General features: G+C 50.7%; 26 protein-coding genes. 11 read left to right on the forward strand and 15 right to left on the reverse strand.

The window, feature by feature from the left end:
- Positions 1-27: 27 nt before the first annotated feature.
- The 3 genes from PsAD26_RS00620 (at position 28) to PsAD26_RS00630 (ending at position 1,580) form a co-directional block, all read left to right on the forward strand.
- Positions 28-543, forward strand: a complete 516-nt coding sequence (locus PsAD26_RS00620; protein WP_063294503.1) for a metal-dependent hydrolase — start codon at positions 28-30, stop codon at positions 541-543.
- On the forward strand, positions 540-1,085 hold the full coding sequence (locus PsAD26_RS00625) for a hypothetical protein (RefSeq protein ID WP_063294504.1): 546 nt from the start codon (positions 540-542) through the stop codon (positions 1,083-1,085). Before PsAD26_RS00620 ends, PsAD26_RS00625 begins: the two co-directional genes overlap by 4 nt.
- A gap of 183 nt (positions 1,086-1,268) precedes the next feature.
- Positions 1,269-1,580: a TM2 domain-containing protein gene (locus tag PsAD26_RS00630; RefSeq protein ID WP_057460745.1), complete on the forward strand. Its 312-nt coding sequence runs from the start codon at positions 1,269-1,271 to the stop codon at positions 1,578-1,580.
- 45 nt (positions 1,581-1,625) lie between these two features.
- On the opposite strand, the gene PsAD26_RS00635 is transcribed toward PsAD26_RS00630, so the two are convergent.
- Both PsAD26_RS00635 and PsAD26_RS00640 read right to left on the reverse strand, forming a co-directional pair.
- Positions 1,626-4,079 (reverse strand): cation-translocating P-type ATPase, encoded by a 2,454-nt coding sequence (locus PsAD26_RS00635; RefSeq protein ID WP_208985434.1) that lies wholly within the window; start codon positions 4,077-4,079, stop codon positions 1,626-1,628.
- A 145-nt stretch (positions 4,080-4,224) separates the two neighbouring features.
- A complete protein-coding gene (locus PsAD26_RS00640) occupies positions 4,225-4,671 on the reverse strand; it encodes a MarR family transcriptional regulator (RefSeq protein WP_063308860.1) in 447 nt (148 codons plus the stop codon).
- A gap of 94 nt (positions 4,672-4,765) precedes the next feature.
- On the opposite strand from PsAD26_RS00640, the gene PsAD26_RS00645 reads away from it, so the two are divergent.
- Complete coding sequence (locus PsAD26_RS00645) at positions 4,766-5,287, forward strand: cytochrome b/b6 domain-containing protein (protein WP_063308861.1); 522 nt, start codon at positions 4,766-4,768, stop codon at positions 5,285-5,287.
- A 15-nt stretch (positions 5,288-5,302) separates the two neighbouring features.
- Here the strand turns inward: PsAD26_RS00645 and folK are convergent, their stop codons facing one another.
- The 5 genes from folK to PsAD26_RS00670 form a co-directional block, all read right to left on the reverse strand.
- On the reverse strand, positions 5,303-5,794 hold the full coding sequence (gene folK, locus PsAD26_RS00650; protein WP_063308862.1) for a 2-amino-4-hydroxy-6-hydroxymethyldihydropteridine diphosphokinase: 492 nt from the start codon (positions 5,792-5,794) through the stop codon (positions 5,303-5,305).
- Between the two features lie 65 nt (positions 5,795-5,859).
- Positions 5,860-6,495: a hypothetical protein gene (locus tag PsAD26_RS00655; protein ID WP_153041430.1), complete on the reverse strand. Its 636-nt coding sequence runs from the start codon at positions 6,493-6,495 to the stop codon at positions 5,860-5,862.
- A gap of 342 nt (positions 6,496-6,837) precedes the next feature.
- Positions 6,838-7,665, reverse strand: coding sequence for a dihydropteroate synthase (folP, locus tag PsAD26_RS00660; protein ID WP_063308864.1), 828 nt, complete (start codon positions 7,663-7,665; stop codon positions 6,838-6,840).
- A gap of 133 nt (positions 7,666-7,798) precedes the next feature.
- The gene (locus PsAD26_RS00665) at positions 7,799-9,034 is read right to left on the reverse strand and encodes a multidrug effflux MFS transporter (protein WP_063308865.1); all 1,236 of its coding nucleotides are present in this window, start codon (positions 9,032-9,034) and stop codon (positions 7,799-7,801) included.
- A 173-nt stretch (positions 9,035-9,207) separates the two neighbouring features.
- The gene (locus PsAD26_RS00670; RefSeq protein ID WP_208985435.1) at positions 9,208-10,098 is read right to left on the reverse strand and encodes an AraC family transcriptional regulator; all 891 of its coding nucleotides are present in this window, start codon (positions 10,096-10,098) and stop codon (positions 9,208-9,210) included.
- A 229-nt stretch (positions 10,099-10,327) separates the two neighbouring features.
- Here PsAD26_RS00670 and PsAD26_RS00675 point away from each other — a divergent pair, with 229 nt between their 5' ends.
- Both PsAD26_RS00675 and typA read left to right on the forward strand, forming a co-directional pair.
- Positions 10,328-10,708 carry a hypothetical protein gene (locus PsAD26_RS00675; RefSeq protein ID WP_152986549.1) on the forward strand — a complete coding sequence of 127 codons (381 nt, stop codon included), beginning with the start codon at positions 10,328-10,330 and terminating at the stop codon, positions 10,706-10,708.
- 309 nt (positions 10,709-11,017) lie between these two features.
- Entirely contained in the window at positions 11,018-12,838 is a 1,821-nt protein-coding gene (gene typA / locus PsAD26_RS00680) for a translational GTPase TypA (RefSeq protein WP_063301631.1), read from the forward strand.
- 50 nt (positions 12,839-12,888) lie between these two features.
- Here typA and PsAD26_RS00685 read toward each other — a convergent pair whose 3' ends face one another.
- The 7 genes from PsAD26_RS00685 to PsAD26_RS00715 all read right to left on the reverse strand — a co-directional run bounded on the left by PsAD26_RS00685 (position 12,889) and on the right by PsAD26_RS00715 (position 19,377).
- Positions 12,889-13,494 (reverse strand): TetR/AcrR family transcriptional regulator, encoded by a 606-nt coding sequence (locus PsAD26_RS00685; protein WP_063308867.1) that lies wholly within the window; start codon positions 13,492-13,494, stop codon positions 12,889-12,891.
- Between the two features lie 2 nt (positions 13,495-13,496).
- Positions 13,497-13,937 carry a hypothetical protein gene (locus PsAD26_RS00690; RefSeq protein ID WP_063308868.1) on the reverse strand — a complete coding sequence of 147 codons (441 nt, stop codon included), beginning with the start codon at positions 13,935-13,937 and terminating at the stop codon, positions 13,497-13,499.
- Between the two features lie 147 nt (positions 13,938-14,084).
- Positions 14,085-15,029 carry a sterol desaturase family protein gene (locus PsAD26_RS00695; RefSeq protein WP_063308869.1) on the reverse strand — a complete coding sequence of 315 codons (945 nt, stop codon included), beginning with the start codon at positions 15,027-15,029 and terminating at the stop codon, positions 14,085-14,087.
- A gap of 608 nt (positions 15,030-15,637) precedes the next feature.
- Positions 15,638-16,246 (reverse strand): superoxide dismutase family protein, encoded by a 609-nt coding sequence (locus tag PsAD26_RS00700; protein WP_208859964.1) that lies wholly within the window; start codon positions 16,244-16,246, stop codon positions 15,638-15,640.
- Positions 16,247-16,444: 198 nt separating this feature from the next.
- A complete protein-coding gene (locus tag PsAD26_RS00705; protein ID WP_063291120.1) occupies positions 16,445-17,380 on the reverse strand; it encodes a prephenate/arogenate dehydrogenase family protein in 936 nt (311 codons plus the stop codon).
- Positions 17,381-17,398: 18 nt separating this feature from the next.
- The gene (gene hisC, locus PsAD26_RS00710) at positions 17,399-18,496 is read right to left on the reverse strand and encodes a histidinol-phosphate transaminase (protein WP_063286124.1); all 1,098 of its coding nucleotides are present in this window, start codon (positions 18,494-18,496) and stop codon (positions 17,399-17,401) included.
- Positions 18,497-18,528: 32 nt separating this feature from the next.
- Positions 18,529-19,377: a chorismate mutase gene (locus tag PsAD26_RS00715; RefSeq protein ID WP_063308870.1), complete on the reverse strand. Its 849-nt coding sequence runs from the start codon at positions 19,375-19,377 to the stop codon at positions 18,529-18,531.
- Between the two features lie 284 nt (positions 19,378-19,661).
- Here PsAD26_RS00715 and PsAD26_RS00720 point away from each other — a divergent pair, with 284 nt between their 5' ends.
- The gene (locus tag PsAD26_RS00720) at positions 19,662-20,810 is read left to right on the forward strand and encodes a homoserine O-acetyltransferase (protein WP_063308892.1); all 1,149 of its coding nucleotides are present in this window, start codon (positions 19,662-19,664) and stop codon (positions 20,808-20,810) included.
- A gap of 43 nt (positions 20,811-20,853) precedes the next feature.
- On the forward strand, positions 20,854-21,477 hold the full coding sequence (gene metW, locus PsAD26_RS00725) for a methionine biosynthesis protein MetW (RefSeq protein ID WP_063301561.1): 624 nt from the start codon (positions 20,854-20,856) through the stop codon (positions 21,475-21,477).
- A gap of 7 nt (positions 21,478-21,484) precedes the next feature.
- On the opposite strand, the gene PsAD26_RS00730 is transcribed toward metW, so the two are convergent.
- Positions 21,485-22,285 (reverse strand): class I SAM-dependent methyltransferase, encoded by an 801-nt coding sequence (locus PsAD26_RS00730; RefSeq protein WP_063301560.1) that lies wholly within the window; start codon positions 22,283-22,285, stop codon positions 21,485-21,487.
- Between the two features lie 186 nt (positions 22,286-22,471).
- On the opposite strand from PsAD26_RS00730, the gene gloB reads away from it, so the two are divergent.
- From gloB to PsAD26_RS00745, 3 genes are all read left to right on the forward strand, one after another.
- The gene (gene gloB, locus PsAD26_RS00735) at positions 22,472-23,242 is read left to right on the forward strand and encodes a hydroxyacylglutathione hydrolase (protein ID WP_208985439.1); all 771 of its coding nucleotides are present in this window, start codon (positions 22,472-22,474) and stop codon (positions 23,240-23,242) included.
- On the forward strand, positions 23,242-23,685 hold the full coding sequence (locus tag PsAD26_RS00740) for a cupin domain-containing protein (protein WP_063308871.1): 444 nt from the start codon (positions 23,242-23,244) through the stop codon (positions 23,683-23,685). Before gloB ends, PsAD26_RS00740 begins: the two co-directional genes overlap by 1 nt.
- 495 nt (positions 23,686-24,180) lie before the next feature.
- Positions 24,181-25,425, forward strand: coding sequence for an argininosuccinate synthase (locus PsAD26_RS00745; protein WP_063308872.1), 1,245 nt, complete (start codon positions 24,181-24,183; stop codon positions 25,423-25,425).
- Positions 25,426-25,473: the final 48 nt, after the last annotated feature.

The raw sequence follows: 25,473 nt of genomic DNA on the forward strand, positions 1-25,473 counted from the left end.
GAACTTCATAGTCTATTGGTTTCAATCATGTTTATCGCCCATTTGCCCGCCGGCTATCTGCTCGGAAAAGCAGCAACCAAACACTTCGATCAAAAATCTAGACAGCTCGTCATTTGGACCTCAATTGGCTGCGTCTTACCTGACGCTGACATGCTCTATTTCTATCTCATAGACAATCAGAGCACCCATCACCGGCACTATCTTACTCACTGGCCAATAACATGGATGATGCTTATTGCCCTGTCTGCCGTGCTTTTGCATCGGAACTTCCGTGTTGGTGTCATTCCGCTTGGCCTTGGTATGGGCGGCCTTTTACATATGGTCCTTGATAGTGTTGCGGCTCCCCTGTTCTGGCTTGCACCATTTTCCAAACTTCAAGTTGAACTGGTCAAAATTCCAGCTATCTATGACAACTATATTTGGAGCTTCATATTGCACTGGACATTTGCATTTGAAATCCTCATTTGCTCAGTAGCTCTTGGTGTATTCTGGGCGAGCCGTTTTCCTAGACACCAGAGACAGATGCAAAGGACTGCACAATGATCGACGGAACCAAGCTCTTCATCCAGTTGCTCCGGATTGCTCTTGGTTTCTCACTCGCAATCATTGCGGCGGGCCTGTTTTTATCCTGGGGCTTTTTCAGAACTTTGAGTGTTCACGGTGGACCAGAGACTGACATCATTCAGTTGCTCGTGATCACATGGAGTACCATCATCTCTGCAAGCGCGATTGGTGCTCTCTCCCTGATACCGAGCGGCTTCGCAATTGGCTTTGCAGAACTCATGAAATGGCGCGGCGTTATCTACCACGTATCCGCAGGTGGTATTATCGCGCTGGTACTTTGGGGCATTGGCGGAGCTCTTCCAGCCGACCTGTTTTACGCATCCAACGAGGCTGGCAGTGTCATCGCCTATTCAACATCAGGAACCACAGTCCCAACACCCGCCTCCGAAGGCTTCCGCCCCGGCTCATCCATCGCCGCCTCCGCCGGATTTATTGCAGGTTTCATCTACTGGATTATTGCTGGCAAAGGTTCAGGAGGATGGTGGATCGACAAGCCATCTTCCCCGAAGGGGTCTCGTTAGGGAATACACTTCTCGTTCTTACAGAGAGTTTCATCCATAGGCTAATACTCTGTAATATCTAGGTAATTTCTCAGATAGGAAGAACCCGATATAACGCTTGCAGATTGCAAATCAGAAGATATAAAAGCTACTTCTTCAATCAAGAATTTGCACCCGCACACCTGTGCAATTGAAAGGTGAATTATGAACAAAGCAAATTACTTTATGCAGTTGAAAGCACTGAGAGATAACATCCCAGCTGAAAAACAGTCTGACTTTGACGTGATGTTTGCAGGCAGAGAAAAGAACCCTGTTGTAGCACTCGTGCTTGGCCTGTTCCTTGGCAGCTTCGGCATTGACCGCTTCTATACCGGACAGATCGGCCTTGGAATCCTCAAGCTCATCACACTCGGTGCACTCGGCATCTGGACGTTGATCGACTGGTTCCTGATTATGGGTGCCGCGCGCAACAAAAACATTCAGATCGCAAATGAAACTGCGCTCTACATAAAGTAAGAGACAAAAAGCCGAGGCAAATCACCTCGGCTTTTCTTTTGGCTATTACGCTTTATCCTTCAGCAATCGCAGAGCATTGGTCACCACAATCAGCGTGGCTCCCACATCACCCAGAATCGCTGCCCAAAGACTGGCAAAGCCCATTGCGGTCAGCACCACCAGAATGCCCTTCACGATAAAAGCAAATGCAATGTTCTGATGAATGATCTGGAGCGTCCGCTTGGAATGGTGAATCAGCCACGGCAAGCGGGAAAGGTCATCTTTCATCAACGCGATGTCAGCGGTTTCAATGGCAGCATCAGAGCCAATCGCCCCCATCGCAACGCCAAAGCTGGCCCGCGCCATCGCAGGTGCATCATTCACACCATCGCCAATCATCGCAACTGTCTCATACTCATGAGAGAGCTGCTCAACGGCTGCCACCTTATCTTCCGGCAGCAACTCGGCACGCACCTCATCAATCCCGACAGAAGACGCAACACGTTCGGCCGTCGCCTTATTATCACCGGTCAGCATCACCAGCTTCTCAACGCCAGCTTTATGCAGCTGGGAGACCAACTCTTCTGCCGTATCGCGAACGGTATCAGCCAGGGCAATCAACCCGCAAACGTGCGCATCAGTGCCCACAGCAACAACAGTTTTTCCTTCAGCTTCTAATTCACGAGCCTTCGCATCAGCTTCGCCAATCTCGAAGTCCTTTTCATTCAGGAACCGGCGAGATCCCAACCAATAGCTCTTGCCATTACGCTGGCCAGAAAGGCCTCGCCCCGGCAACAACTCAACGTTCTCAGCAGGCTGATACTCAACGCCATCTTCCTTAGCGCGTGTCAGGATCGCTTCTGCAAGTGGGTGAGAGCTTCGAGCTTCCAAAGAAGCAGCACGTGTAAGAAGCTCCTCAACACTATGTCCAGACAACGGATAAACATCTGTCACAGTCGGCAGACCGTTTGTTATGGTGCCAGTCTTGTCAAAGGCCAAAGCTTTTAGCCGCGCAGGCAATTCAAGGAAAACACCGCCCTTAATCAGCACGCCATTGCGAGCTGCCGAGGTCAAGCCAGCCACGATGGAGACAGGCGTAGAGATAACCAGCGCACATGGGCAGGCAATAACCAGCAGCACAAGTGCGCGGTAGAACCAATCCATCCATGCCGCACCAAACAGCAGTGGCGGAACAGCCGCGAGAAAAATCGCAAGAACCATCACAGCTGGCGTATAAACACGGGCAAACTTCTCAACCCACTGTTCAGCCGCAGCACGCCGGGCCTGTGCCTCACTCACCATGCGGATGATGCGGGCCAGCATGGTGTCATCAGCACCCTTGGTCGCTTCTACTTCAAAGCTGCCTTCCCCGTTGATAGTACCAGCATAAACATCATCACCAGCCTCTTTCATCACAGGCACACTTTCACCTGTGATAGGGGCCTGATCAACACTGCCAACACCTTTGAGCACGACGCCATCAAGCGGAATACGATCCCCACCGCGAACAACAAAAGCCGCACCAGGCTTCACACTGTTGGCAGGAACATCCTCTTCACTTCCGTTAGGCTTGAGCAGGCGAACAACGGTTGGGGCAATATCCATAAGCGCTGCAACAGCTTTACGCGCCCGCCCAACACTCCAGCTTTCCAGATAAAGCGAGAGAGAAAACAGGAAGGCAACCGTCGCACCTTCAAACCACTCTCCAATGCCGATAGCACCAGCGACAGCAACCAGCATCAGCAGGTTCATATCAGGCCGCAACGTCTTGAGAGCATACAATCCCTTAGGTGCCACCAACCGCAAACCAGCGACGATGGCGAGCATGTACAGAACTTCTACCGGCCCGGACGGCACGGACTGGAAGACACTAAACACATCCGTAGAATTGGTGCTGGAGAAAAACAGAACCGCCTGAACAACAAGCGCAATTGCCCAGAACAAGCCACTGGCAACTGTAAATGTACCAAGGCGCCGATGCTGCTTCGCGCGTGCATCCGCTGCTTCTTGTTCAATGAACAGAGCAGCCTTCATGCCTGTCGTATCAACCGCCTTGATGATCTTCTCATCAGCGACGTCGCGAGCAACAGGAGAGACGATCATCTTGCCGTTCAAAACATCAAACGCAAGGTATTCAGGATCACCAACAACAGGCCCAACAACACGGCGAAGAATTCCCATCTCTTCCGCGCAGCACAGCCCCTCAACCCGGAAAGAACGTGCGCCCTTCCAGTTAGTTACATCGGGAATAGCCGCTTCACTCTGGCTGGAACACCCGCAACCTGTGTGAGCATGTATATGCTCATGTTCTTTCTTTGAACTGCAGCAATCATCTTCAGAGCTATCATGATCGGAGGAGCAGCAAGAGGTCTCGTTCTCTTGGGCAACACTGTTAGCTGAACAGCAGGAATCCGCAGTATCCTGAGGTGGCTCCGCTTTGTTAGAACAGCAGCTTTTCGTGGTTTGATCTTCAATCTCATCCGGAGAGAGTTTTTGGCCTCGATCTTCCGCGTTGGACATGATCCACTCCATGCAATTTCTTCATTGCAAGAGAAGATAAGACCTCTAGTCGCTGTAGCTTCAAGAGCAAAATGCAAATTCTATGAATTTTCTTTTCGGAGGCCCCTGTTGTTTTGACAGAGAACGCTAGCATCAGGTTCAGATTTCACGACTTTCTGGATTTCACCTGAACGCTTTTGAGCATACGCTCCAACATAGGAAACAATTGTTCCCTCTCAGCATCGGATAGATCTGACAGCAAAATTCCGTTCACGTGCATGTACATATCAATAAGATGAGACAACCCCTGCCCTTTCTCCGTCAGGTGTATTTTCACGGACCGTTTGTCATCCTCAACAGCACTACGACTGACCAACTCTTTGCTTTCCATGCGGTCCAGCAAGCGAGAAAGCGCAGCAGTCTTCTTGTTCGAGTACTCCGACAACTCCGAAACGCTTAATCCATCCTGCCGCCACAGCGCAGAAAGCACGACCCACTGTGCCAGGGAAATCTCATGTGGACGCAAGTAATCCTCAGCAAGACTGCAAGCTGCTTCAGACAAGGTGTTGAGCAATCGGCCCATGGAAGACAGGTATGAGATCGTGTCAGTCATTGGATTCCTGAATATTTTGACTTGATTACATTATTGACATCTAATTTACATGTAAATTATTATCACTATATTCCTATCGCCAAAGGTAAGCCCAATGTCATCACCACAAAAATATAGCCGCCCGACAATCATCCTTCATTGGCTGTTCGCCGTCACCATCATTGCTGTTTTCATTCTGGGAAAAGTTCTCGAAGGAAGCGCAATCTCACCTGAGAAGCTCAATATCTTCATGGCACATGCAGGGCTAGGCGCTCTGACAGGCCTGTTCCTGGTCTATCGCATCGTCTTGTTAATCAAGCATGCACGTCCAAAACCAGATCCCAATTGGGGCATCGTCATGATCAGCTTGTCCAAGCTGGTCCACTTGCTCCTCTACCTCGCACCACTGGCTCTGGTCATCTCCGGCATGAGCATGTCACTGTTTGCAGGCCTCATGGAACTCGCAATGGCAGGAGACTGGCAAGCCTGGCCAGAAAACATCACCATCCCGCCAGCCGCAATCCATGACTTTGCAGCCCCGGTCTTGCTTGCATCATTCGCACTACACGTCATCGCAGCGCTGTATCATCAGCTCGTTCTGAAAGATAATCTGGTCGCTAGAATGAAAACCGCCTGATCAAAGATAAGGCATCTACAGCTTGTAGATGCCTTCTTTCTCTCCGCAAGTTTCCAACGCTTCTGCGGCAGTTCGTCCGTCCAGTAGCGGCGCCTCCGGCCAGATCTCTGCAAGCGGAATAAGCACAAAGGCACGCTCGCCCATACGCGGATGAGGCACCTGAAGTCCCTCTTCTTCAACGCTTGCATGATCATAGATCAGAAGATCAATATCAATCGTCCGTGGACCCCAACGCACATCACGCACACGGCCCAACTGCTTCTCAACGTCAAGACCTGCATTCAAAAGCGCACGCGGCGAAAGAACCGTCTCCACGGTAATGCAACAATTGCGGTAATCATCCTGTGGCACAGGCCCCCACGGCGGGGTCCGGTAGTCAGATGATTTCTGCAAAACTGAGATTCCGTCGACAGCATTCAATGCGGCCACTGCACCGTCGATATTCGCTTTTGTATCGCCAAGATTTGAGCCCAAACCTAGAGCTGCAACAATTTTTTCTTCTGTCATTATTGGCTGCTGCCTAGTTATTATTAATTATTCGGCCGCTTTTTTAGTTTTTAAATACGGCCCTCCTAAGAGAGAGCCTTATTTATTGCAATTTCTTGCTCATAAACTTCATGGGGAACAATGCTCCTCTCAGAAACCAAAGCTGCCACCACAATAGCAAAATATCCCATCAACTCAAATGTTTCTTCCCAAACAATATTAAACTGAATTGGGAGCCATTCCTTCTCAAAAAAGTCCCCCATGAGAATGAAAACAAAGGAGGAAATAGCCCAGAAAAAATTAGGCGTTGAGATAAAAGCTCGAAAAATCCTCCAAGTATTGCGCGGTGTACGAAACCACTGTAAAGAAAGAACCCCCAAGATCGAAACTGCAATCACAGTGGTTAGCAGCATAAGTCCAAGTTCAAGATTTTCTCCTGCTCCATACACCTTTAGAAAAGAGGTTTCTCGCCCAACCACAACAAAACTCAGCACCGCAAAAAAAATAGCTATCGTGTAGTGAATGTTATCATCTCGTGAAGTTTCCCTCTTCCTAACGATTGCTAACCTCCACCAAATAATTAAACTTGCAACCATGAGAAGGGCTTGAGCCAATTCAAAGGGTCCCATTTCTGAAAATAACTCTGGGCTTGGTTTAAATGAGAAAACAACTCCAAACGAAAACAGAGCCAGTATTAATGTTAAGCCAATTTTATTAGTCACTTGGACCAACCTCTTTACTTTGGCCAAATCATTACTACGCTGACAATAAGTTGCTAGGCATATCCATACGAAACACAACTGCGTAAACGAACACGCACCTCTGCACTTACAGATGATTTGACCATTAATATTATCCATTTAATTATAGGGGAGTATAGAAGCTAAGCACAAACGAACCAAGTAACATTCGGTTACTTTTACCCACTTTTAAATGTATACTACACATCGACCATATTTTATGCTGGAGAGTGTTTTCGACGAACTATAAACGGCTCTTCTATAAGTGGAATTTTCTTAATAGCGAACTCTACTGAGATTGAAACACTCGAAGTAAGGCAGTAATCAAGAATCCATTTTCACGCCTAGTTCCTTCATCGCCTGGAAAATCCGTACTGCATCCACGTGCGGTTTCACATCATGCACTCGCAGGATCTGTGCTCCGTTTTGCAGAGCCAGCGTATGTACTGCAAGCGATCCAGCCATACGCTCTGGCGCTTCATTATTCAACACATATCCAATCATCCGCTTGCGAGAAGCTCCCGCAAGGACAGGACGACCGAATTTCTCAAGCTCAGAGAGCCGGCTCAGGATCTGATAGTTCTGTTGAAGAGTTTTGCCAAACCCAAAACCAGGATCAAGAATCTGGTGTTCTTCGGGAATGCCTGCATCAGAAGCCAGCTTGAGGGATCTTTCAAAAAAGCGATCAATATCGCTCATGATATCTAGCTGCTCATCCACTTCAGTGCGGTTATGCATCATAACCACCGGCACACCAGCATCCGCCACAGCACTAGCCATCTCAGGGTCTTTCTGTAACCCCCAAACGTCATTCACGATATGCGCACCGGCCTTGCAAGCCTCAGCAGCAACTCTCGCCTTATAGGTATCAATGGAAATCAGCACCGGCAGTTCTTTAACCAGCTCAAGAACTGGCAGAACACGCTCCAGCTCGTCCTGCTCCTGAACTACCGTCGCTCCGGGCCGCGTGCTCTCACCGCCAACATCAATAATGTCAGCCCCTTCAGCGACCATCTCAATCGCGTGCGCCAACGCCACTGCTGGCGCATCAAACTGACCGCCATCAGAAAAGCTGTCTGGAGTTACGTTCAATATGCCCATGACGAGCGGACGCTGAGAGCTTTCCAGCAATCCATGATCAAACTCTGCCATAAGGGTTCCCTCCCAATTTCTGGCCCCTCATAGCGTCCCATCGCCTTTGTTTCCAGCAAAAATCAAAAGACCTTTTCTACCCGCTACAAGATATGGCCGATATTTACTGCATAGCGATCAGATCAGCGTGCTTTTAAGGACTGACAGACTGTTCTTCCACGTCTCGTTTTTTTACCGGCAACACAAACAGGAACAGCGCAAGAAAGGCCATTCCAGGCATCACAACACCCAGAGCGGTCACAGGATCTGGCACAACAATTGCGGTAACCAGACTTCCCAGAAATCCACCCGCCATCTGCATAAAGCCCATCAAAGCAGACGCAGCGCCTGCAATCTTGGGAAACGGCTCCATTCCGCGCATAGAAAGAGCTGGCAGGGCCATTGAAGCGCCAAAAGCAAACACACCAATCGGGATCATGATGCTCAAAAAGCTCAGATATTCAAGCTGCGTGACTGTAAACAGCACCAATCCACCCAAGCCACACAAAACCAGCGCAGGTCCAAGAAGCGCCTCTGTGCTGAACCGCCGTAGAAGCAGCCGAGTGACCACGCCACCAGCAAAGAACGAACCTGACTGAAGCACCATCCCCATGCCGAACTGCAAAGGCGTCAACCCAAGCCGCTCAATCAAAACAAACGGCAAGACCGTCGAGAGCGTATAGATTACGCCAATAGTAAATCCGAGGATCAACGAGGGCTGCATGAACTCAAAAGACCTCAGCAGCGTCCAATAGGAAGTCGCCATCTGCCTCGGACGAATAAGCTTCACATCTCGGTGGAAATTAGTTTCCGGCAGAACAGTGAGCGTTAGCAGCAGAATGAATCCGGCATAGATCACCATCAGAATAAAGATCGCCTGCCACCCGAACGCGCTGAGCGTTAAAGCTCCAATTGTAGGAGAAATAGCTGGCCCGATCCCCAACATCACAGCCAGCAAATTCATAATCCGCGCACCAGCCTCACCAGAGAACTGATCCCGCACAATCGCACGTGCCACAGCAATTCCGCTGGAGGCACCGATCCCCTGTATCAGGCGGCCAAGCAGCAGCATTTCAATGTTCGGCGCGAGCCAAGCAAGAAGACTGCCAAGCAGATACAAGCTGAAGAACCCGAGAATAATCGGACGGCGCCCAAACGCATCAGAAAGAGGCCCACACAACAGTTGAGCCAGCGTAAAGCCAGCAAAATACACCGTCAGTGTCAGCTTAGCGACAGCAGCTGTCGTCCCAAACACTTCCGCCAATGTCGGCAGAGCGGGCGTGTAAAGCGCCATGGAAAGCGGGCCAATTGTAACCAGCAATGCACCAATGACAGCCGTGCGCCCAGCCGAGAGCTTAAGCTCTGTGTGTGTACCCGTTGCCTTATTCATTCCCGAACCCCAAGGCAAGGCACTGAGCTATCCCGTATGCGCTTCACCAGTTTTCTTGATAATCATCAGATGCGCGGCAACTCTAGGAAAATTGCGTAGAGCGCACAATGAAAAACACGCGCCCTTCTTTCAGAGTGCGCGTCCCAAAAATCTATAAGCAAGCTCGTCGTACGTCACGCTAAAACGCGAAACTTCGCTGCTTCCTGAGTTGGAGAGCTGCCGAAGAACCGCTTGAACTCACGGCTGAACTGCGACGGACTTGCATAACCAACCCGATAAGCAGCCTGACTGGCGCTCATGTTCTGGCTCAGCATCATAGACCGCGCCTTATGCAAGCGGATCGACTTAACGTACTGCAGCGGAGAAAGACCGGTCGCGCCTTTAAAACCGGCATGAAAAGCAGAAATGCTCATGCAGGCCATCTTGGCCATTTGGTCTACACTGAGATTTGTTGAGAAATCCTCGTGCAACACTTGAAGAACTCGCGCAATACCCTGAGACTTCTCACTGTTTTGGAACAGCACCCTCAGACTCGCACCGTACTCGGACTTGAGCACGTGATAAAGGAACTCGCGATAGTAGCCATCAGCGAGAATTTTAGTTTGTTCTTCGCTATTTAGCGTCTGCATCAGGCGACAGACAGAAAACAATGCCTCTTCAGACAGATGCGCTGGACGACCAAGCGTTTCGCCATACTCAAACTCGAGAGGCTCCTGCTCGATAAGCAGCATCAGTTCTGCCAAGACATTGATATCGATCGCCAAATTGACCGCGTAGAGAGGCTTCTCACGAGACGCTTCTACAATCTCAATCTCAAGTGGGATCGGAGAAACGAGCGCGGCATAGCTCTGCTGGGAATAGAGGAAACTCTGACTACCCAAATGGCCTCTGACCAGACCCTGAAAAACGATACGAATGCTTGGTGAATACATAACAGCGCGAGGCTTTGTCGCCATTGTCATGCGAATCACTTCGACACACTCATGTCTGGTTGCACTCACACCTTCGCTTTGAGCGAGTGGGGCAAACCATTCTTCTAACCACTGTTGGGTTGCAAATTGCATTGGTTTTCCAACAACTTTTGGGATTACGCGCACAGGGGGTATTCTATTGTCTTTTAATCACCCACCACGAATAAGTTGGTGTAAATATTGGGGATTGCAATACCCAATATTGCGATATTGAATGGTATTAGATTGCCATATTCCTTTTTGTAGTCAAGCGACTGTCTTCGGATGGTGCTTACCCAATAATTTATTAGTTAGCCTAAGGTTTAAATTAAAGGAGCATTGCTTGCTTTTAGCTGAACTGTCTCACCTTGAACAACAGAAACAGGAGCTGCAAGCAAGCTTTCGCGAACGTGGCTACGCATTTCACCACCAAATCGACACGCCAGGCCGCATCTGGAGAAATTTATTTGCTGAGGCAGAAGAAATCTTTGTCGCTCTCACCTCGGGTATGTCTATAGGCATCAACGGCCAGTTTATCAATCTGGAGCCCTTCGAAGAGTTCTACATCCCTGCCGGAAAAAACTACGACATCGTTGGCCGCTGTCCCGATGAATGCCAATGGATGCACGCCTACGACCTTGCAGAAGTCGACGTACGCTCCAGACTAGTAAGAAAATCCGGTTTGCTATCTGTCGATGATTACAACTTCATAAATGAAGAGTAAGTGATCTGGCACACTTTTGCACCGAAAGCCTCATATTCTAATATCCGAACGATGACTTATCAGCTAAACAGATGCTGAATTGCGTTCTTTTTCCGGCAAAGTCTATTCAAAAAACCAGGCTCACCAGTAAAAAAGTGAGCTCGACTAAATACTTAGCAGTTTTTTAGCGAGATGGTTTGAATTGACACAAAAATAGGATAGAAGAGCGCATCTTTCATTAGAGAAAAACCAGATTGAAGGAATGGCGTGGATCGGGCACCTCATGATCCTCCCACACGCCGCGACTTCCTATGGCCAGACGGAGCCACCATGAAACTTCGCAATATTGCGATCATCGCCCACGTTGACCACGGCAAGACGACCCTTATTGACGTCTTGTTGAAGCAGTCCGGCGTCTTCCGCGAAAACCAGCGCACCGAAGAACGCATGATGGACTCCAATGACATCGAGCGTGAACGCGGCATCACCATCCTTGCCAAGAACACCTCTTTGGTCTGGAACAACACACGCATCAACATCGTTGACACACCAGGTCACGCTGACTTCGGCGGTGAAGTAGAGCGCATTCTGCATATGGTTGACGGCGTTGTACTGCTCGTAGATGCAGCTGAAGGCCCAATGCCGCAGACCAAGTTCGTACTTGGTAAAGCTCTGAAGCTCGGCCTGAAGCCAATCGTTGCGATCAACAAAATCGACAAACCAGAGCAGCGCGCTGACGAAGTGCTGGACGAAGTGTTCGACCTGTTCGCAGCTCTTGACGCAAACGAAGAGCAGCTCGACTTCCCGGTTGTATATGGTTCCGCCAAGCAAGAATGGATGTCTCTTGAGCCAGCTGGCCCACAAGAATCCATGGCTCCGCTCTTCGACATGATCCTAGATCATGTAAAAGAGCCAGAATCCGAAGAAGGCGAATTCCGCCTCCTCGCAACAACAATCGAATCTGATCCGTTCCTTGGCCGCATTCTGACAGGCCGCATTGCATCTGGCGTTGCGACCCCGAACATGGCTATCAAAGCGCTGACCCGTGACGGCAATGTGGTCGAAACTGGCCGTATCTCCAAGGTTCTCGCGTTCCGTGGCCTTGAGCGTTCAGCAATTGAAGAAGGCGAAGCAGGCGACATCGTCTCCATCGCTGGTCTGACCAAAGCAACCGTGGCAGACACAATCGTTGCACCTCAGGTGACTGAGCCAATTCAGGCACAGCCAATCGATCCGCCAACACTGTCCATGATGTTCCGCGTCAACGACGGTCCTCTGGCTGGTCAGGAAGGCTCCAAAGTTCAGTCCCGCGTTATCCGCGAGCGTCTGATGAAGGAAGCTGAAGGTAACGTTGCGCTTAAGATCGAAGAAACTGCAGAAGCAGATTCCTTCATCGTTTCCGGTCGTGGTGAATTGCTTCTCGCAATCCTGATCGAAAACATGCGCCGTGAAGGCTTCGAACTTTGCGTAGGTCGTCCTCGCGTTGTTTATCAGGAAGACGAAGCTGGTAAGCGTCTTGAGCCAATCGAAGAAGTTATCATCGACGTTGATGATGAATTCCAGGGTGCTGTTGTTAAAAAGATCACCGAACGCAAAGGTGAGCTTCTTGAAATGCGCCCATCCGGTGGCGGTCGCTCCCGTTTGGTATTCCACGCTCCAACCCGTGGCCTTATCGGTTACCAGGCTGAGCTGATGTCAGACACCCGCGGTTCCGCGATCTTCAACCGTGTGTTCCATGAATATGCACCTTATAAAGGCGCAATTATGGGTCGTAACACCGGCGTTCTGCTGTCCAACGGTCAGGGCGATGCTGTTCCTTACGCATTGTTCAACCTGGAAGACCGTGGCCCAATGATGATTGATCCGGGCACGAAAGTGTACCAGGGCATGATCATTGGTGAACACACACGCGGTAACGACCTTGAAGTGAACGTTCTGAAGGGCAAGCAGCTCACCAACATCCGTTCTTCCGGTAAGGACGATGCTGTTAAGCTGACCACCCCAATCAAGCTGAGCCTTGAAGGTGCACTGTCTTACATCGCTGAAGATGAACTGGTGGAAGTAACCCCAGAATCCATCCGTCTGCGTAAAGCACTGCTGTGCCCACATGACCGTAAGCGCGCCGAACGCGCATCAAACAAAGCGTCTTAAGACTGTTTAATTTGATGAGTTATTTGAGGGAGGGCTTCGGCTCTCCCTTTTTATTTGGGCGATAGGACCTCTCCAAAGGCCTTAAAAAACACCGCCAGTCCCTGTTCAAACTCTTCACCCCCCGGTGCGTCACCGACAACCAACTCTGCCACTTGCGGCAAAAGCTGCGGAATTGAAAGCGTCCCAAGCAACGCCAGAAACAGGTAGTGTGGCTCCAATGTTGTCGGCAACCTCCCCTCTTTTTGCAAGTCAGCCAACACAGCAATCTGTTGCGTATAATAAGCTTTCCTCTGGTCGGCACGCACAGGGCGATCACCTTCAAAATCCAACGCCTCCCTCATGAGCAACTTGAAGAAATCGGCATCACTTTTGTTGGCTTGAGACCACCCCATCAGCATCTCAGAAAGATCACCTGAGATACTAGAACGCGTCTGCTCCCGTTCTTGAAACTGCGCGGTTAAAACAGCTTCAAACAGCAGCTCTTTGGACCCAAAGTGCTTATAAACTAGTGCTTTATTATAACCTGCCCGATCTGCCACATGCTCCATCCGCACGCCATCGACACCACGGTCGATAAACTCCAGCAAAGCAGCCTTCAGGATATCTGAGCGACTATTACCCCGCTTGGACGTACGCACTGGATTGGTCTGTTTCATACTCATTCCTCAATGGCATCCAGGACTTTTCGCATCATTCGGGCAATCCCTAAAAGCTGAAGGCTGCCAAACAACGCAACGACAGCTGAGACACCCCAGGCAATCATCCAACCATCACCACTCATCACAGTTGGCGCAAACATACCCAGCCAAACAGTTCCGATGACCCACCCGTAATCACCAAGACTGAACAATGTACCCCATGCTACCGAAGGCCTGCCCTGTTTTCCTTGCCACAACAATGCGCCTGCAAATACAAGCAAACCCAGCCCAACAAAGAGCCAGAGATTGGGGCCCTGCCAGTTTAACGCCGCAGAGACACGGTAAGGCATCCACACCATGACAACACCGCATATGGCAGAGAATATCGCATTGCCCAAAAGAGCCGCGCGCAAAAGACCTGTTGAACCAGTGTCCGATAGATTTCCAGATTCCGTAATCATGGTTCCCTCCAACCATAAGTAACGATACCGTTATTTATGGTTGGTTTCGACCTCAGGTCAACAGCACTCGCCTCAACTCCGCGTGAACAAGAAAAACCCCGCCGCACGTGTGCACCGGGGTTTTGTATCGATTACATAGAGTTACGGTTACTCAGCAGGCTCTTGCACCTTCTGCTCCTCCAGTGTCTCAAGTTCAGCTGTCTTCACCGCTTGCTTCCGTTTCCAATTCGCTTTGGCCTTCTTGGTGGTCATTCGTGAGTTATCAGGCGTCCATCCCGGCGTACGAAACATATAGCCGAGGACATCTCTCAGGGATCTTGCGGTCTTCAAATCCTTGACCATCGCAATCCATTCATGAAACGCCACAATCAGCAGGTTGTTGGTCTCAAGGTTCTTGCCAATCCCGTAGCGCGGCGGGTCCTCTGCAACTTCCGGGCTGAACGTCCCGAACATCCGATCCCAGATAATCAGCGTCCCCGCATAGTTGGAATCCAGATACCGCGGGTTCGTCGCATGATGGACGCGGTGATGGCTCGGCGTGTTAAAGATCCACTCAAACGGCCCCATACGATCAACCAGTTCAGTGTGAATCCAAAACTGGTAGAGCAAGTTCCAGGCTGCAACGAAGAAGATCATCTCCGGTTGAAATCCGAGAAGCGCTATAGGCAAGCCAAAGATAAACGTCAGCGTGATTGTCCCCGTCCACGTCTGACGCAGTGCCGTTGAAAGATTATACCGCTGAGAAGAGTGGTGATTGACATGGCTCGCCCAAAACCACCGATACTCGTGGCCAAAGCGGTGCTTCCAATAGTAGGCCAGATCATACAGCAGGAAACAAATCAGGATGGTCCACCAGTTGATAGGGATAGTCTCGATAAGACGATAGCCATAAATCCAACTGTGCGCTGCATAAGACATAGATGTGCCTAACGCGATCCCAGCGATGAGACTCCCAATCCCCATTGCCAGACTGAAAAACGTATCTTTGACTTCATAACCATCAATCCCACGCAGCTTTAAAGCCACACCTTCTACAATCATGAGAATGATAAAAAACGGCACCGCATACGATATAGGGTCAAAAAACTCCATTGAGATGGCCCTCCCAAACCGAACTCAAAACCCGAAGTGTACCCCACACCCACGGGCAAGTTACCTTTACGGTAACACACTCCTGTATATGTCATCAAACCCCGGCATACGAACACCTTTCAACCAGTGAAACAGAGACCTCAGCAGCAAAGTGACGCCCAAAAACTTATCCCCCTCACCAGCACTTGCCCTAGGCTAAGTCCTGTGCCCACGCATTCGGGCCGGGGTGGACCGTCCATCCCGCGGCGTGGGCGGGGTTGGGCTACCGGCATGAAGTAACGTATCGTGTCGGGAGGTCCGGTGAAGCGCCATACCCTTTTGAGGCCACAGTGGTATTAGGGAGTTTGGGGTCGTTCCGGAGGGCGTCCGGTGGTGGCAGGAAACTGCCAATGGTACAGAAACGTGTCGGTGACACGAGAACGTGCCTGTCGCGTCTGTCCGAGAGGGAGCCCGCGTGTTCATGAGAAAAAGCCCGGGCAAGGCGAACAGCCAATGCCGAAGAAACATACCTAACAAGTAGCGCAGGCAGAGCCTGTTCGCCTTGCTCCACCCGTCTAAACGGGAAGTTTCAGCTTCAACACTGCATGGAAAACCATGCGGTGCCAAATCTACTTGGTGTCGCTTGCTGGCTCTTCAGGGTAGCTCTGGAAACTATCTGCATTTTGCTTAATCGGTACAATCACACCACAAGCAATCCGCCCTCCGGCATCCCCAGTCGGCTGACTATGATAATCGTCTGGATCAGCATGAACAATCAGCGCCCTGCCCGGACCACCAATCAGGCTGTCCTTGTCATCGGGAGCCAGGTCTAAGATTTCAGAGAAATACTCAACGACAATCTTTCCATTCTCGGGAACATGAAGATTTGGAAGATCGCCCGCATGCGGACCATCAGGAACTTCAATCCCATGCTCATGCCCTTCAGGCGCGAAATGACCGCCAGCAGCCGAAAAGGTTGGCTCACATAGACCCGTTTCATGAACATGGAACCCATGTACACCAGCAGGCAAGCCATCAAATGCTGCTGTAATATGGAGGGTCTGGCTCAAGGTCTCAGTCAACACCACACGCCCAACCTGCTTGCCATCAACATCTTTCATAATGGCAACGGCAGTCGGCCCAGCAGGCACCTGATCTTCTTTAGAAGCCATCGCAGCAAAACTCGCAACAGCAAACCCGGCTGCAACAACTGCTGCCAATCCACTCAGCTTCATCATCCAAAAACTCCTGAAAGCGCTCTGTCCACGCGCAGAGTATTCAGCGTTGAGGCCACATCAAAATCACTCTTGAAACCTCGGTAAACCAACACCGCTTGCCCAACTGATAAGTTGACCAGTCTTGGTTACACCTTCAAAAGAAAACCCGGATCAGAACCAATCTGACCCGGGCTAAACTCTTTCAAAACCAGCAAGATCTTACTCAGCTGGCTCGCCTTTTTCGTTCTCACGACCAAAGTTCGGCGCCGCAGATTCCTGACCGGCTTCAACAAGCTGATGGCGAATATCTTTGGTCCGTGCAAACAGCTTGAACAAGGCATCGCCATCACTCCACCGGATCGCACGCTGCAAGGCAGACAGATCCTCAGAAAAGCGAGACAGCATTTCAAGAATGGCTTCTTTGTTGTTCAGGCACACATCGCGCCACATAGTCGGATCAGAAGACGCCAGACGCGTGAAATCGCGGAAACCGGAAGCAGAGTATTTGATCACTTCTGACTTGGTCACCGTTTCCAGATCATCAGCCGTACCAACAATGTTGTAGGCGATGATATGCGGAAGGTGAGACACAACAGCCAGCACAAGATCGTGGTGCTCAGCATCCATGGTGTCCACATGTGAGCCACAGGCCTCCCAGAAGGCAGTCAGGCGCTCTGTAGCACCCGCATCACTGTCGCTGTCTGGCGTAAGAATGCACCAGCGGTTCTCAAAGAGAGAGGCAAAACCAGCATCAGGGCCGGAATACTCAGTACCAGCAACCGGATGGCCTGCAATAAAATGCACACCTTCCGGCATATGCGGCTTCATTGCCGAAATAACGGAGGCCTTCACAGAACCCACGTCAGTCACAATCGCACCCTCAGCTAAGTGAGGACCAATGGTTTTTGCCACGGCTCCACATGCACCAACCGGTACACAAACGATAACAAGGTCTGCCCCTTTTACGGCTTCTGCTGCGTCCAGATAATATCGGTCCCCAAGTTTCAACTCTTCCGCACGCTTCAGAGTAACTTCTGAGCGTGTGGATATAACAATTTCACCCGCCAGCTTTTCGCGGCGCATGACATGCGAAAGAGATGAGCCGATCAGACCGATACCAATCAGTGCGACCCGGCTAAACAAGGGTTCAGACATGGAGACCTTCTATTAGAACTACTTCAGAAATTCAGAGAGAGCAGCAACAACATCTCTGTTGGCTTCCTCACTACCGATTGACATGCGCAAGGCATTGTCAAATCCATAGGCTTTCACCTGCCTCAGCACACACCCGCGTTCCAGCAGGAAGGCATCCGCATCAACAGCCCGCTTCCCCTGTTCCTCAGGGAAATGGATCAGAATGAAATTGCCGACACTTGGCGTTACGTCAAGACCTAGTTTGGTCAGTTCGTTAACTACCCACGGCAACCATTCGTTATTGTGGCTAACTGCCTGCTCAATAAACGCCTGATCACGCACAGCAGCAGCGCCAGCTGCAATCGCAGCAGCATTCATGTTAAACGGCCCGCGAATACGGCCCAGCGCATCAATGATGTGCTCAGGACCATACGCCCAGCCAACACGCAGCGCTGGCAGACCATAAGCCTTGGAGAACGTCCGTGTCATAACAACGTTTTCTGAGTTCGCAACAAGCTCAATACCGGACTGATAGTCATTCCGGCGCACATACTCAGCATAGGCTGCATCGAGAACCAGAATACAGGTCTTCGGCAACCCGGCGTGCAAACGCTTAACTTCGTCAAACGGAATATAAGTGCCGGTCGGATTGTTCGGATTGGCCACAAAAACCATTTTGGTTTTCTCGGTCACACGTTCCAAAATGGCATCTACATCCGTTTTCAGGTCTTTTTCTGGAGCAACAACAGGTGTCGCACCAGCTGCGTGGATCGCAATCTTATAAACAAGGAAGCCGTGCGTGGTATAAATAGCCTCATCACCTTCACCCAGATAGGCATAGGCCAGCAGACTCAGCACTTCGTCAGAGCCACATCCACAAATGACGTGATCAGGGTTCAGGCCGTACACTTCACCAATTGCTGTGCGAAGTTCGCCAGCACTTCCATCAGGGTAAAACTGAAGCTCGGAAATGGTGCGGTAAGCTTCAAGCGCTTTCGGGCTCGCACCTAAAGGAGATTCATTGGAAGAGAGCTTATGTAGTTTATGGCCACCATTTGCCTTCGCCTTACCGGGTACATACGGATCAATTGCCAACACACCAGCACGAGGGACAGGGCGTACTACCTGCTCTTCCATCAACTCATTCCTTTATTCAAAAAACACGCAATTTAACCAACTGCGTCTGCTTCACTATCAAATTCATCATCTAGGTCAAGCGGCGCGGGGTATCCACCGACATATCTAAGTTTATCCGGCGCCGCCTCAGCAGCTTCAAAGAAAGTCGCCAGCTCCTGCTCGGATATATTCCCCGGAACAGCTAATAGCGCATCTACGCCTTCAAAACTGCGATAAAAACTCAACACTTCTATACCTTTGTGCATCAATGAGCCCGGTATGGCTCCCGTCCAGCGCACATCGTAAACACAAATATCCGGCTTCTCAGTTTCAGCAGTTTGAGCCGCAACCACAACAGCAGGCAGATCAGCAGGTCTGTCCTGAACAACCAAAAAAGGCAGCCGTGCAATAATCGATGGACCATTGGTGCCATCGTCCCGGGCACCCATACCGCGCCACCAAGGCGTTTCCGCACGCTCTTCCAAGCCGATCACACCAAGATCGACCTGTGAATAATCAACCGCGGCAAGCACAGCAGACGGGTCAATCTCGCGCTGCTGTTCAATCGCGTAACCGAAATAAAAGCGTGTCAGCTCACTCATTGCGAGTCGATCTGCACTACCATCAAGATGTACACGATAAGTTGTCTGGGCATTTGTTAGCGAAGAGATTATCTCACGCCAAATATGTTCCAATGACATAATAGGCAGAACACCGCGATGGTTCTCAACCAACCGCCGCATAATATCTGCTTCACGAGAGGGCCGAAAAACAGCATGCATAGAACCTTGTTCAGCTTTTGCCGCAACAATATGCTCAATCAGGTCAGCACGCTCCATAAGCAAGGCATGCAGTTTATCATCAACTTCATCTAGTTTATCGCGGACTTGAGACAAGCTCATTTTTGAATCCGAAACTGATGAAGACCCAGACATTGCACTAACCCACTCGAATTATTGAACAGAACCTATGTAAATTCATAGGAAACAACGACGGTGAAAGCAAAAGAAAACGTTGACACACTGCCAATTGGCACCTAGCAAAAACTCTCTTGCAATCCCTAGAGGAACACCCAATTCGCCTTCACAACACCGCGGAAGAAAACATGACTGAGACTGCCAGCGCAAAACCGGAGAAGACTCCGAATATCTCGCCCTCAACACAAGCCAGTGTTGCAGCGGAACAGATGGATATGCCTGCCAGCAAGCTCATGCGATTTGGTCCAGACAATCCTCTTCGGCTTGATGAAGGCACAGAACTCGCCCCTTGGCAGATTGCTTATGAGACCTATGGCGAGCTGAACGAAGACAAAACCAACGCCATTCTTGTGTGCCACGCCCTCACCGGTGATCAATACGTTGCCTCTGAGAACCCCGTAACCGGCAAACCCGGCTGGTGGTCAATGATGGTCGGTCCTGGGCAACCAGTGGACACCGACAAGTATTTCGTCATCTGCGCAAATGTGCTTGGCGGTTGCCTCGGCACCACTGGCCCTGCATGCACCAATCCGGAAACCAATGAGGTTTACGGGCTCGACCTGCCTGTCGTCACAATCGGCGATATGGTGCGTTCCCAGGGAAAACTGGTTGAAGCGCTCGGTATCGAAACTCTTTTCGCAGTCGTCGGCGGCTCCATGGGCGGCATGCAAGTGCTGCAATGGGCATCTGCCTATCCAGAAAAAGTATTTGCAGCAGTCCCAATCGCTGCAGGTCCACGCCACTCCAGCCAGAACATTGCCTTCCATGAAGTAGGCCGTCAGGCTGTCATGGCAGATCCAGACTGGTGCCACGGACAATATGCCAAAGAAGGCAAGCGCCCTATGAAGGGCCTGTCGGTGGCCCGCATGGCAGCGCACATCACCTACATGTCTGATGAAAGCCTGCACAGCAAGTTTGGCCGCAACCTGCAAGACCGCTCAGCCATCACTTTTGGCTTCGATGCAGATTTCCAGATCGAAAGTTATCTGCGCCATCAGGGCATGACTTTTGTCGATCGCTTCGACGCGAACTCGTATCTCTATGTAACCCGCGCTATGGATTACTTTGATCTCGCGGCAGCGCATGGCGGCAAACTGGCCAACGCATTTTTGCATAGCACAACCCGCTTCTGCGTTATGTCGTTTACAACAGACTGGCTTTTCCCAACCTCGGAAAGCAAAGACATTGTACGAGCCCTCAACGCGGCTGGCGCAAACGTCTCCTTTGTTGAGATCGAGAGCTCACGCGGACACGATGCATTCCTTCTTGATGAACCCGAACTGTTCAAAACAATGCGTGGCTTCCTGACAGGAGCAGCAAAAGCCAGAGGTATTCCCGCACCGGGAAATGGTGATTGACCGTAACACTGAGCAGTAAGTTTCATCAGAAAGCAGATTCATTATGAAAAAACATGATTTGAGTAATGTACGCGGCGATCACCGAATTCTCTGCGATTTTGTAGCATCGGGCTCGCGCGTTCTGGACATCGGTTGCGGCACTGGTGAATTGCTGGAACTGCTGATCGACACTCGCGGCGTTGATGGCCGTGGCTTCGACACCTCTCAAAAAGGCGTGAATGAAGCCGTTGCCCGCGGGCTCTCAGTTGTTCAGGGAGATGCAGACAATGACCTTGCAGCCTACCCGGACGACGCTTTTGATTACGCAATTCTAAGCCATACACTTCAGGCGACCATGGACCCGAAACAGGTTCTCGAGCAGTTACTGCGCATCGGCAAGAAAGTCGTGGTGTCCTTCCCGAATTTCGGCCACTGGCGCAACCGTATGCAGTTGCTGTTCAACGGCAGAATGCCAGTCACCGACTATTTGCCTTACGAGTGGTACGACACACCAAACATCCACTTCTGCACGATCCGAGACTTTGTTGCTCTCTCAGAAGAGGTCCATGCTAAAGTTATTAAGGCAGAGGCTCTGGATGCAAGAGGTCAGCGCATTGGGTTCAACGCACCGTGGTGGGTATGGAACCTGATCGGCGATCAGGCCGTCTTCCTTCTGGAGCGGAAGTAATCAGAACTCAGCTTTCGCCCTCGTTGGCGAAAGTTCCTTCTTGCTGGCGACTATGCCCGTTCATAGCCTGCGCACCAGCAGTCTTGCCGTTAGGCAGAAAGACTGGTCGCAACACACGTGTCACGTGGCTCGCTTTCATCGGAATACCACGGTACACCTGCTTCTCAGCTTCAGTGACCAGCAACCCCGCAAACGCTGACCAGGCCACAGCCCCTAAACGCTCAAAACTCCGTGCATTCTTCAAAACCATTCTCGAGTTCGTCGGCGGCACAAACAGCGCTTCTTCCCGCGACACAACCGAAAGATGATGATTGCTCAGGAAGTTATCGAGCTGCGGTCTTGAATAAGGACGACCATACCCAAACGGTGAAACCTCTGACCGTGCCCACGCACCACGTCGATTGGGAACAATCACAATCACCCGCCCACCCGGAGACAAGACACGATAGACTTCATCCAACAACGCCCCCGGCTGTCCTGCCATCTCCAGCGAATGCACGAGTAAGATGCGGTCAATACAGGAATCTGGAAACGGCAGCTGACCATCTTCCATCAGGAAGGCTTTGTTCGGCACTTCAACTTCACGCGGCCACTTCACCACGCCTTGCGCAGCAGGCATTCCGGCAAACACACGATTGGTCTTTTTCAGGTAAGGCCTCAGATAAGGAGCGGCATAACCAATACCCAGCAAACTCTGACCATGCATTTCTGGCCAAAGCATTTTCACGCGGCTCCCAACCAACACCCGAAGCATCCGTCCAAGTGGCAGGTCGTAGAACTCTTTTAAGTGAGTAACATCAAGATACAACTGGTTCTCCGCGCGTTGCCTTCTCTTATCATGGGGTGCAAGAGCCTTGGGCGCAACGCTTCTTCCTGACGATTTGCAAGCTTAAATCAACCACACCCAGAGTTTTATGAGTTTGCAGTTGAATTTGACAGCTTGTCCTCTCATGATCTCACAAAGATATACTGTATGCTTGGGAGCTGGTTGATGATTGAAGTTGAAGTTCGGCAGTTTGTTTGTCTGAAAGATAATTTCGGCGTTCTCGTTCACCACCCCGACAGCGGTTGTACAGTCGCAATTGATGTTCCAGAATCAGCCCCCTACTTACAGGTTCTGGAAGAAACCGGTTGGAACCTGACCGACATTCTCATCACACACCATCACTGGGATCATATCGGCGGAATGGCTGAACTCGTTGAGAAGACAGGTGCAAAGGTAACCGGGCCAGAACGCTCCCGCCAACACATCACGGGCATGAACCGCTTTGTAGAGGACGGAGATGACATTCTCGTTGGCCCAATTGCGGTCAAAGCCATTGGTACTCCGGGCCATACGCTTGATCATATCTCCTGGTGGTTCCAGGAAGCAGGTATCGCTCACACAGGCGACACACTCTTCGCACTCGGCTGCGGCCGCGTTTTCGAAGGCGATCCCGAGATGATGTGGGCTTCATTAAGTCACTTGGCAAATACACTACCACCGGAAACAAGGATCTATTGCGGCCACGAGTACACGCTGGCCAACGCCAAATTCGCTCTTACAATCGATCCAAACAATCAAGCATTACAGGAACGCACAAAACGCATTGAGGCACTCCGCGAAGTTGGACGCCCTACTCTACCAACCTCCATGGCAGCAGAGCTTTCAACCAATCCGTTTTTGAGGGTTCGCGATCCTGAAGTTCAGAAAAACCTCAACATGGTCAATGCTGAACCTGTTGATGTCTTCACAGAAATCCGCCGCCGCAAGGACAGCTTCTAATGTCAGTCGACCAAATCAGCTCCTCAGCAACAGCTGAAGAAATCATCGCAGAGTTGCAGATGAAAGAGCATCCAGAAGGTGGCTATTACACCGAAACCTTCCGGGATAAAGAAGGCCCTAGAGGCCGTGGCTATTCAACAGCGATCTATTATCTCCTCAAGAAGCACCAGAGATCTCATTGGCACCGGATCGACGCGATTGAGACGTGGCACTACTACGGCGGCGCTCCGCTCCGGCTCTCCATCAGCTCCGAGGAAGGCAGCCAAAACGACATCATCCTCGGTATGGATGTATTAAACGGACAGCGCCCTCAAGGCATCGTACCTCGTCATGCATGGCAATCCGCCCAAAGCCTCGGCGAATGGACATTAGTCGGCTGCACCGTTGCTCCAGGATTTCTCTTCGATGGCTTCGAGCTAGCACCGCCAGACTGGAATCCTTGAGCCAAAGTCATCGAATCGGGCAATAAGAACCTCAATAAGCTTGATCAAATCTCAAAGAAATCTGCCCGCAATTTTAGACAAAAGACGCATAAGGCCTAGCCGGAAACCTTCGTAGATACAGAGACTTGTTGGTTAACTACAGGACACTGGAAAAGTTTTCTGCGCATAAACTCTATGGTTTTTCCGCAGATACAGTTGAGATGTCATGCAGTTTAGCAACTCTCTGTTCGCACCCAAAACGTGCAAATTTTGTAGCATCAGAGCATAACGTAGCAGTCATTATCTTCGCGTTATCAAAACCTTACATATCCAACAGCCCAACCCAACAAGAGCTTCTATTCACATCATTATCAGGAATACCTGTAAGTAGCTCAACTATCCCGATTAATAACTCAGCACTCAATCCTCAATCACCGCTTGCGTTGCTCGCTCTGCTCGGTAGATTGCCCAGCGTAGGCGCTTTATGCGCCCGAACACACATTTGGAAGCTAATCTATGGCCCAAGGCGACATCAAAAAGGTTGTGCTTGCCTATTCTGGCGGGCTCGACACCTCGATTATTCTCAAGTGGTTGCAGGCGGAATACGGCTGCGAAGTTGTAACTTTTACTGCTGACTTAGGTCAGGGTGAAGAGTTGGAACCAGCACGACGAAAAGCTGAACTGCTTGGTATTCGAGAAATCTACATTGATGATCTCCGTGAGGAATTCATTCGGGATTTCGTATTCCCGATGTTCCGGGCCAACGCAGTTTACGAAGGCGTTTATCTCCTCGGCACCTCTATCGCCCGTCCGCTCATTTCCAAGCGTCTCATCGAGATCGCTGAGCAAACCGGCGCAGACGCTGTTGCGCATGGCGCGACCGGTAAAGGTAACGATCAGGTGCGCTTCGAGCTGGCTTGCTACGCATTGAACCCAGACATCAAGGTGATCGCACCTTGGCGTGACTGGACGCTGAAGTCCCGTACTGACCTGATCGAGTTCGCAGAACAGCATCAGATCCCGGTACCAAAGGACAAGCGCGGCGAAGCACCGTTCTCTGTTGACGCAAACATGCTTCATTCCTCTTCCGAAGGTAAAGTTCTGGAAGATCCGAATGAAGAAGCACCAGAGTATGTCTTCCAGCGCACCGTTGATCCGCTCAGCGCGCCAGACGAAGTCACCGAGATCGAAATCGGCTTCGAAAAAGGCGATGCATGCTCCATCAATGGCGTACACATGTCTCCGGCAACCCTGTTTGCCAAGCTGAACGATTACGGCCGCGACAACGGCATTGGCCGTCTTGATCTGGTAGAAAACCGCTTCGTTGGAATGAAATCCCGCGGCATCTACGAAACACCAGGCGGAACAATCCTCCTGTCAGCACACCGCGCGATGGAATCCATCACGCTGGACCGTGACGCTGCTCACCTCAAAGATGAGCTAATGCCGCGCTACGCAAAGCTGATCTACAACGGCTTCTGGTTCTCACCTGAGCGCGAAATGCTTCAGGCGATGATCGATAAGTCGCAGGAGCTTGTGACCGGCACCGTTAAGCTGAAGCTCTACAAAGGCAACGTCATCGTTGTTGGTCGTGCGTCTCCTTACTCTCTCTACTCAGAAGAGCTGGTGACTTTCGAAGACGACCACGGCGCTTACGACCAGAAAGACGCTGCAGGCTTCATCCGCCTCAACGCTCTGCGTTTGCGTACACTGGCAAAGCGGAACCAGATGGCCAAAGCAAAAGAGTTGACAGACGCCTGAAAGGGTAAAAGCTCCTAAGCTTTAAACTAGTTACTAAGCCCGCAGTGG

Source organism: Pseudovibrio sp. Ad26 (assembly GCF_001623285.1).
Classification (GTDB): domain Bacteria; phylum Pseudomonadota; class Alphaproteobacteria; order Rhizobiales; family Stappiaceae; genus Pseudovibrio; species Pseudovibrio ascidiaceicola.

Bases quoted from the DNA above. Each gene is read 5' to 3' on its own strand.
- PsAD26_RS00620 (WP_063294503.1), top strand. From the start codon at position 28: ATGTTTATCGCCCATTTGCCCGCCGGCTATCTGCTCGGAAAAGCAGCA.
- PsAD26_RS00625 (WP_063294504.1), top strand. From the start codon at position 540: ATGATCGACGGAACCAAGCTCTTCATCCAGTTGCTCCGGATTGCTCTT.
- PsAD26_RS00630 (WP_057460745.1), top strand. From the start codon at position 1,269: ATGAACAAAGCAAATTACTTTATGCAGTTGAAAGCACTGAGAGATAAC.
- PsAD26_RS00635 (WP_208985434.1), bottom strand. From the start codon at position 4,079: ATGTCCAACGCGGAAGATCGAGGCCAAAAACTCTCTCCGGATGAGATT.
- PsAD26_RS00640 (WP_063308860.1), bottom strand. From the start codon at position 4,671: ATGACTGACACGATCTCATACCTGTCTTCCATGGGCCGATTGCTCAAC.
- PsAD26_RS00645 (WP_063308861.1), top strand. From the start codon at position 4,766: ATGTCATCACCACAAAAATATAGCCGCCCGACAATCATCCTTCATTGG.
- folK (WP_063308862.1), bottom strand. From the start codon at position 5,794: ATGACAGAAGAAAAAATTGTTGCAGCTCTAGGTTTGGGCTCAAATCTT.
- folP (WP_063308864.1), bottom strand. From the start codon at position 7,665: ATGGCAGAGTTTGATCATGGATTGCTGGAAAGCTCTCAGCGTCCGCTC.
- PsAD26_RS00665 (WP_063308865.1), bottom strand. From the start codon at position 9,034: ATGAATAAGGCAACGGGTACACACACAGAGCTTAAGCTCTCGGCTGGG.
- PsAD26_RS00670 (WP_208985435.1), bottom strand. From the start codon at position 10,098: ATGCAATTTGCAACCCAACAGTGGTTAGAAGAATGGTTTGCCCCACTC.
- typA (WP_063301631.1), top strand. From the start codon at position 11,018: ATGAAACTTCGCAATATTGCGATCATCGCCCACGTTGACCACGGCAAG.
- PsAD26_RS00685 (WP_063308867.1), bottom strand. From the start codon at position 13,494: ATGAAACAGACCAATCCAGTGCGTACGTCCAAGCGGGGTAATAGTCGC.
- PsAD26_RS00690 (WP_063308868.1), bottom strand. From the start codon at position 13,937: ATGATTACGGAATCTGGAAATCTATCGGACACTGGTTCAACAGGTCTT.
- PsAD26_RS00695 (WP_063308869.1), bottom strand. From the start codon at position 15,029: ATGGAGTTTTTTGACCCTATATCGTATGCGGTGCCGTTTTTTATCATT.
- PsAD26_RS00700 (WP_208859964.1), bottom strand. From the start codon at position 16,246: ATGATGAAGCTGAGTGGATTGGCAGCAGTTGTTGCAGCCGGGTTTGCT.
- PsAD26_RS00705 (WP_063291120.1), bottom strand. From the start codon at position 17,380: ATGTCTGAACCCTTGTTTAGCCGGGTCGCACTGATTGGTATCGGTCTG.
- hisC (WP_063286124.1), bottom strand. From the start codon at position 18,496: ATGGAAGAGCAGGTAGTACGCCCTGTCCCTCGTGCTGGTGTGTTGGCA.
- PsAD26_RS00715 (WP_063308870.1), bottom strand. From the start codon at position 19,377: ATGAGCTTGTCTCAAGTCCGCGATAAACTAGATGAAGTTGATGATAAA.
- PsAD26_RS00720 (WP_063308892.1), top strand. From the start codon at position 19,662: ATGGATATGCCTGCCAGCAAGCTCATGCGATTTGGTCCAGACAATCCT.
- metW (WP_063301561.1), top strand. From the start codon at position 20,854: ATGAAAAAACATGATTTGAGTAATGTACGCGGCGATCACCGAATTCTC.
- PsAD26_RS00740 (WP_063308871.1), top strand. From the start codon at position 23,242: ATGTCAGTCGACCAAATCAGCTCCTCAGCAACAGCTGAAGAAATCATC.
- PsAD26_RS00745 (WP_063308872.1), top strand. From the start codon at position 24,181: ATGGCCCAAGGCGACATCAAAAAGGTTGTGCTTGCCTATTCTGGCGGG.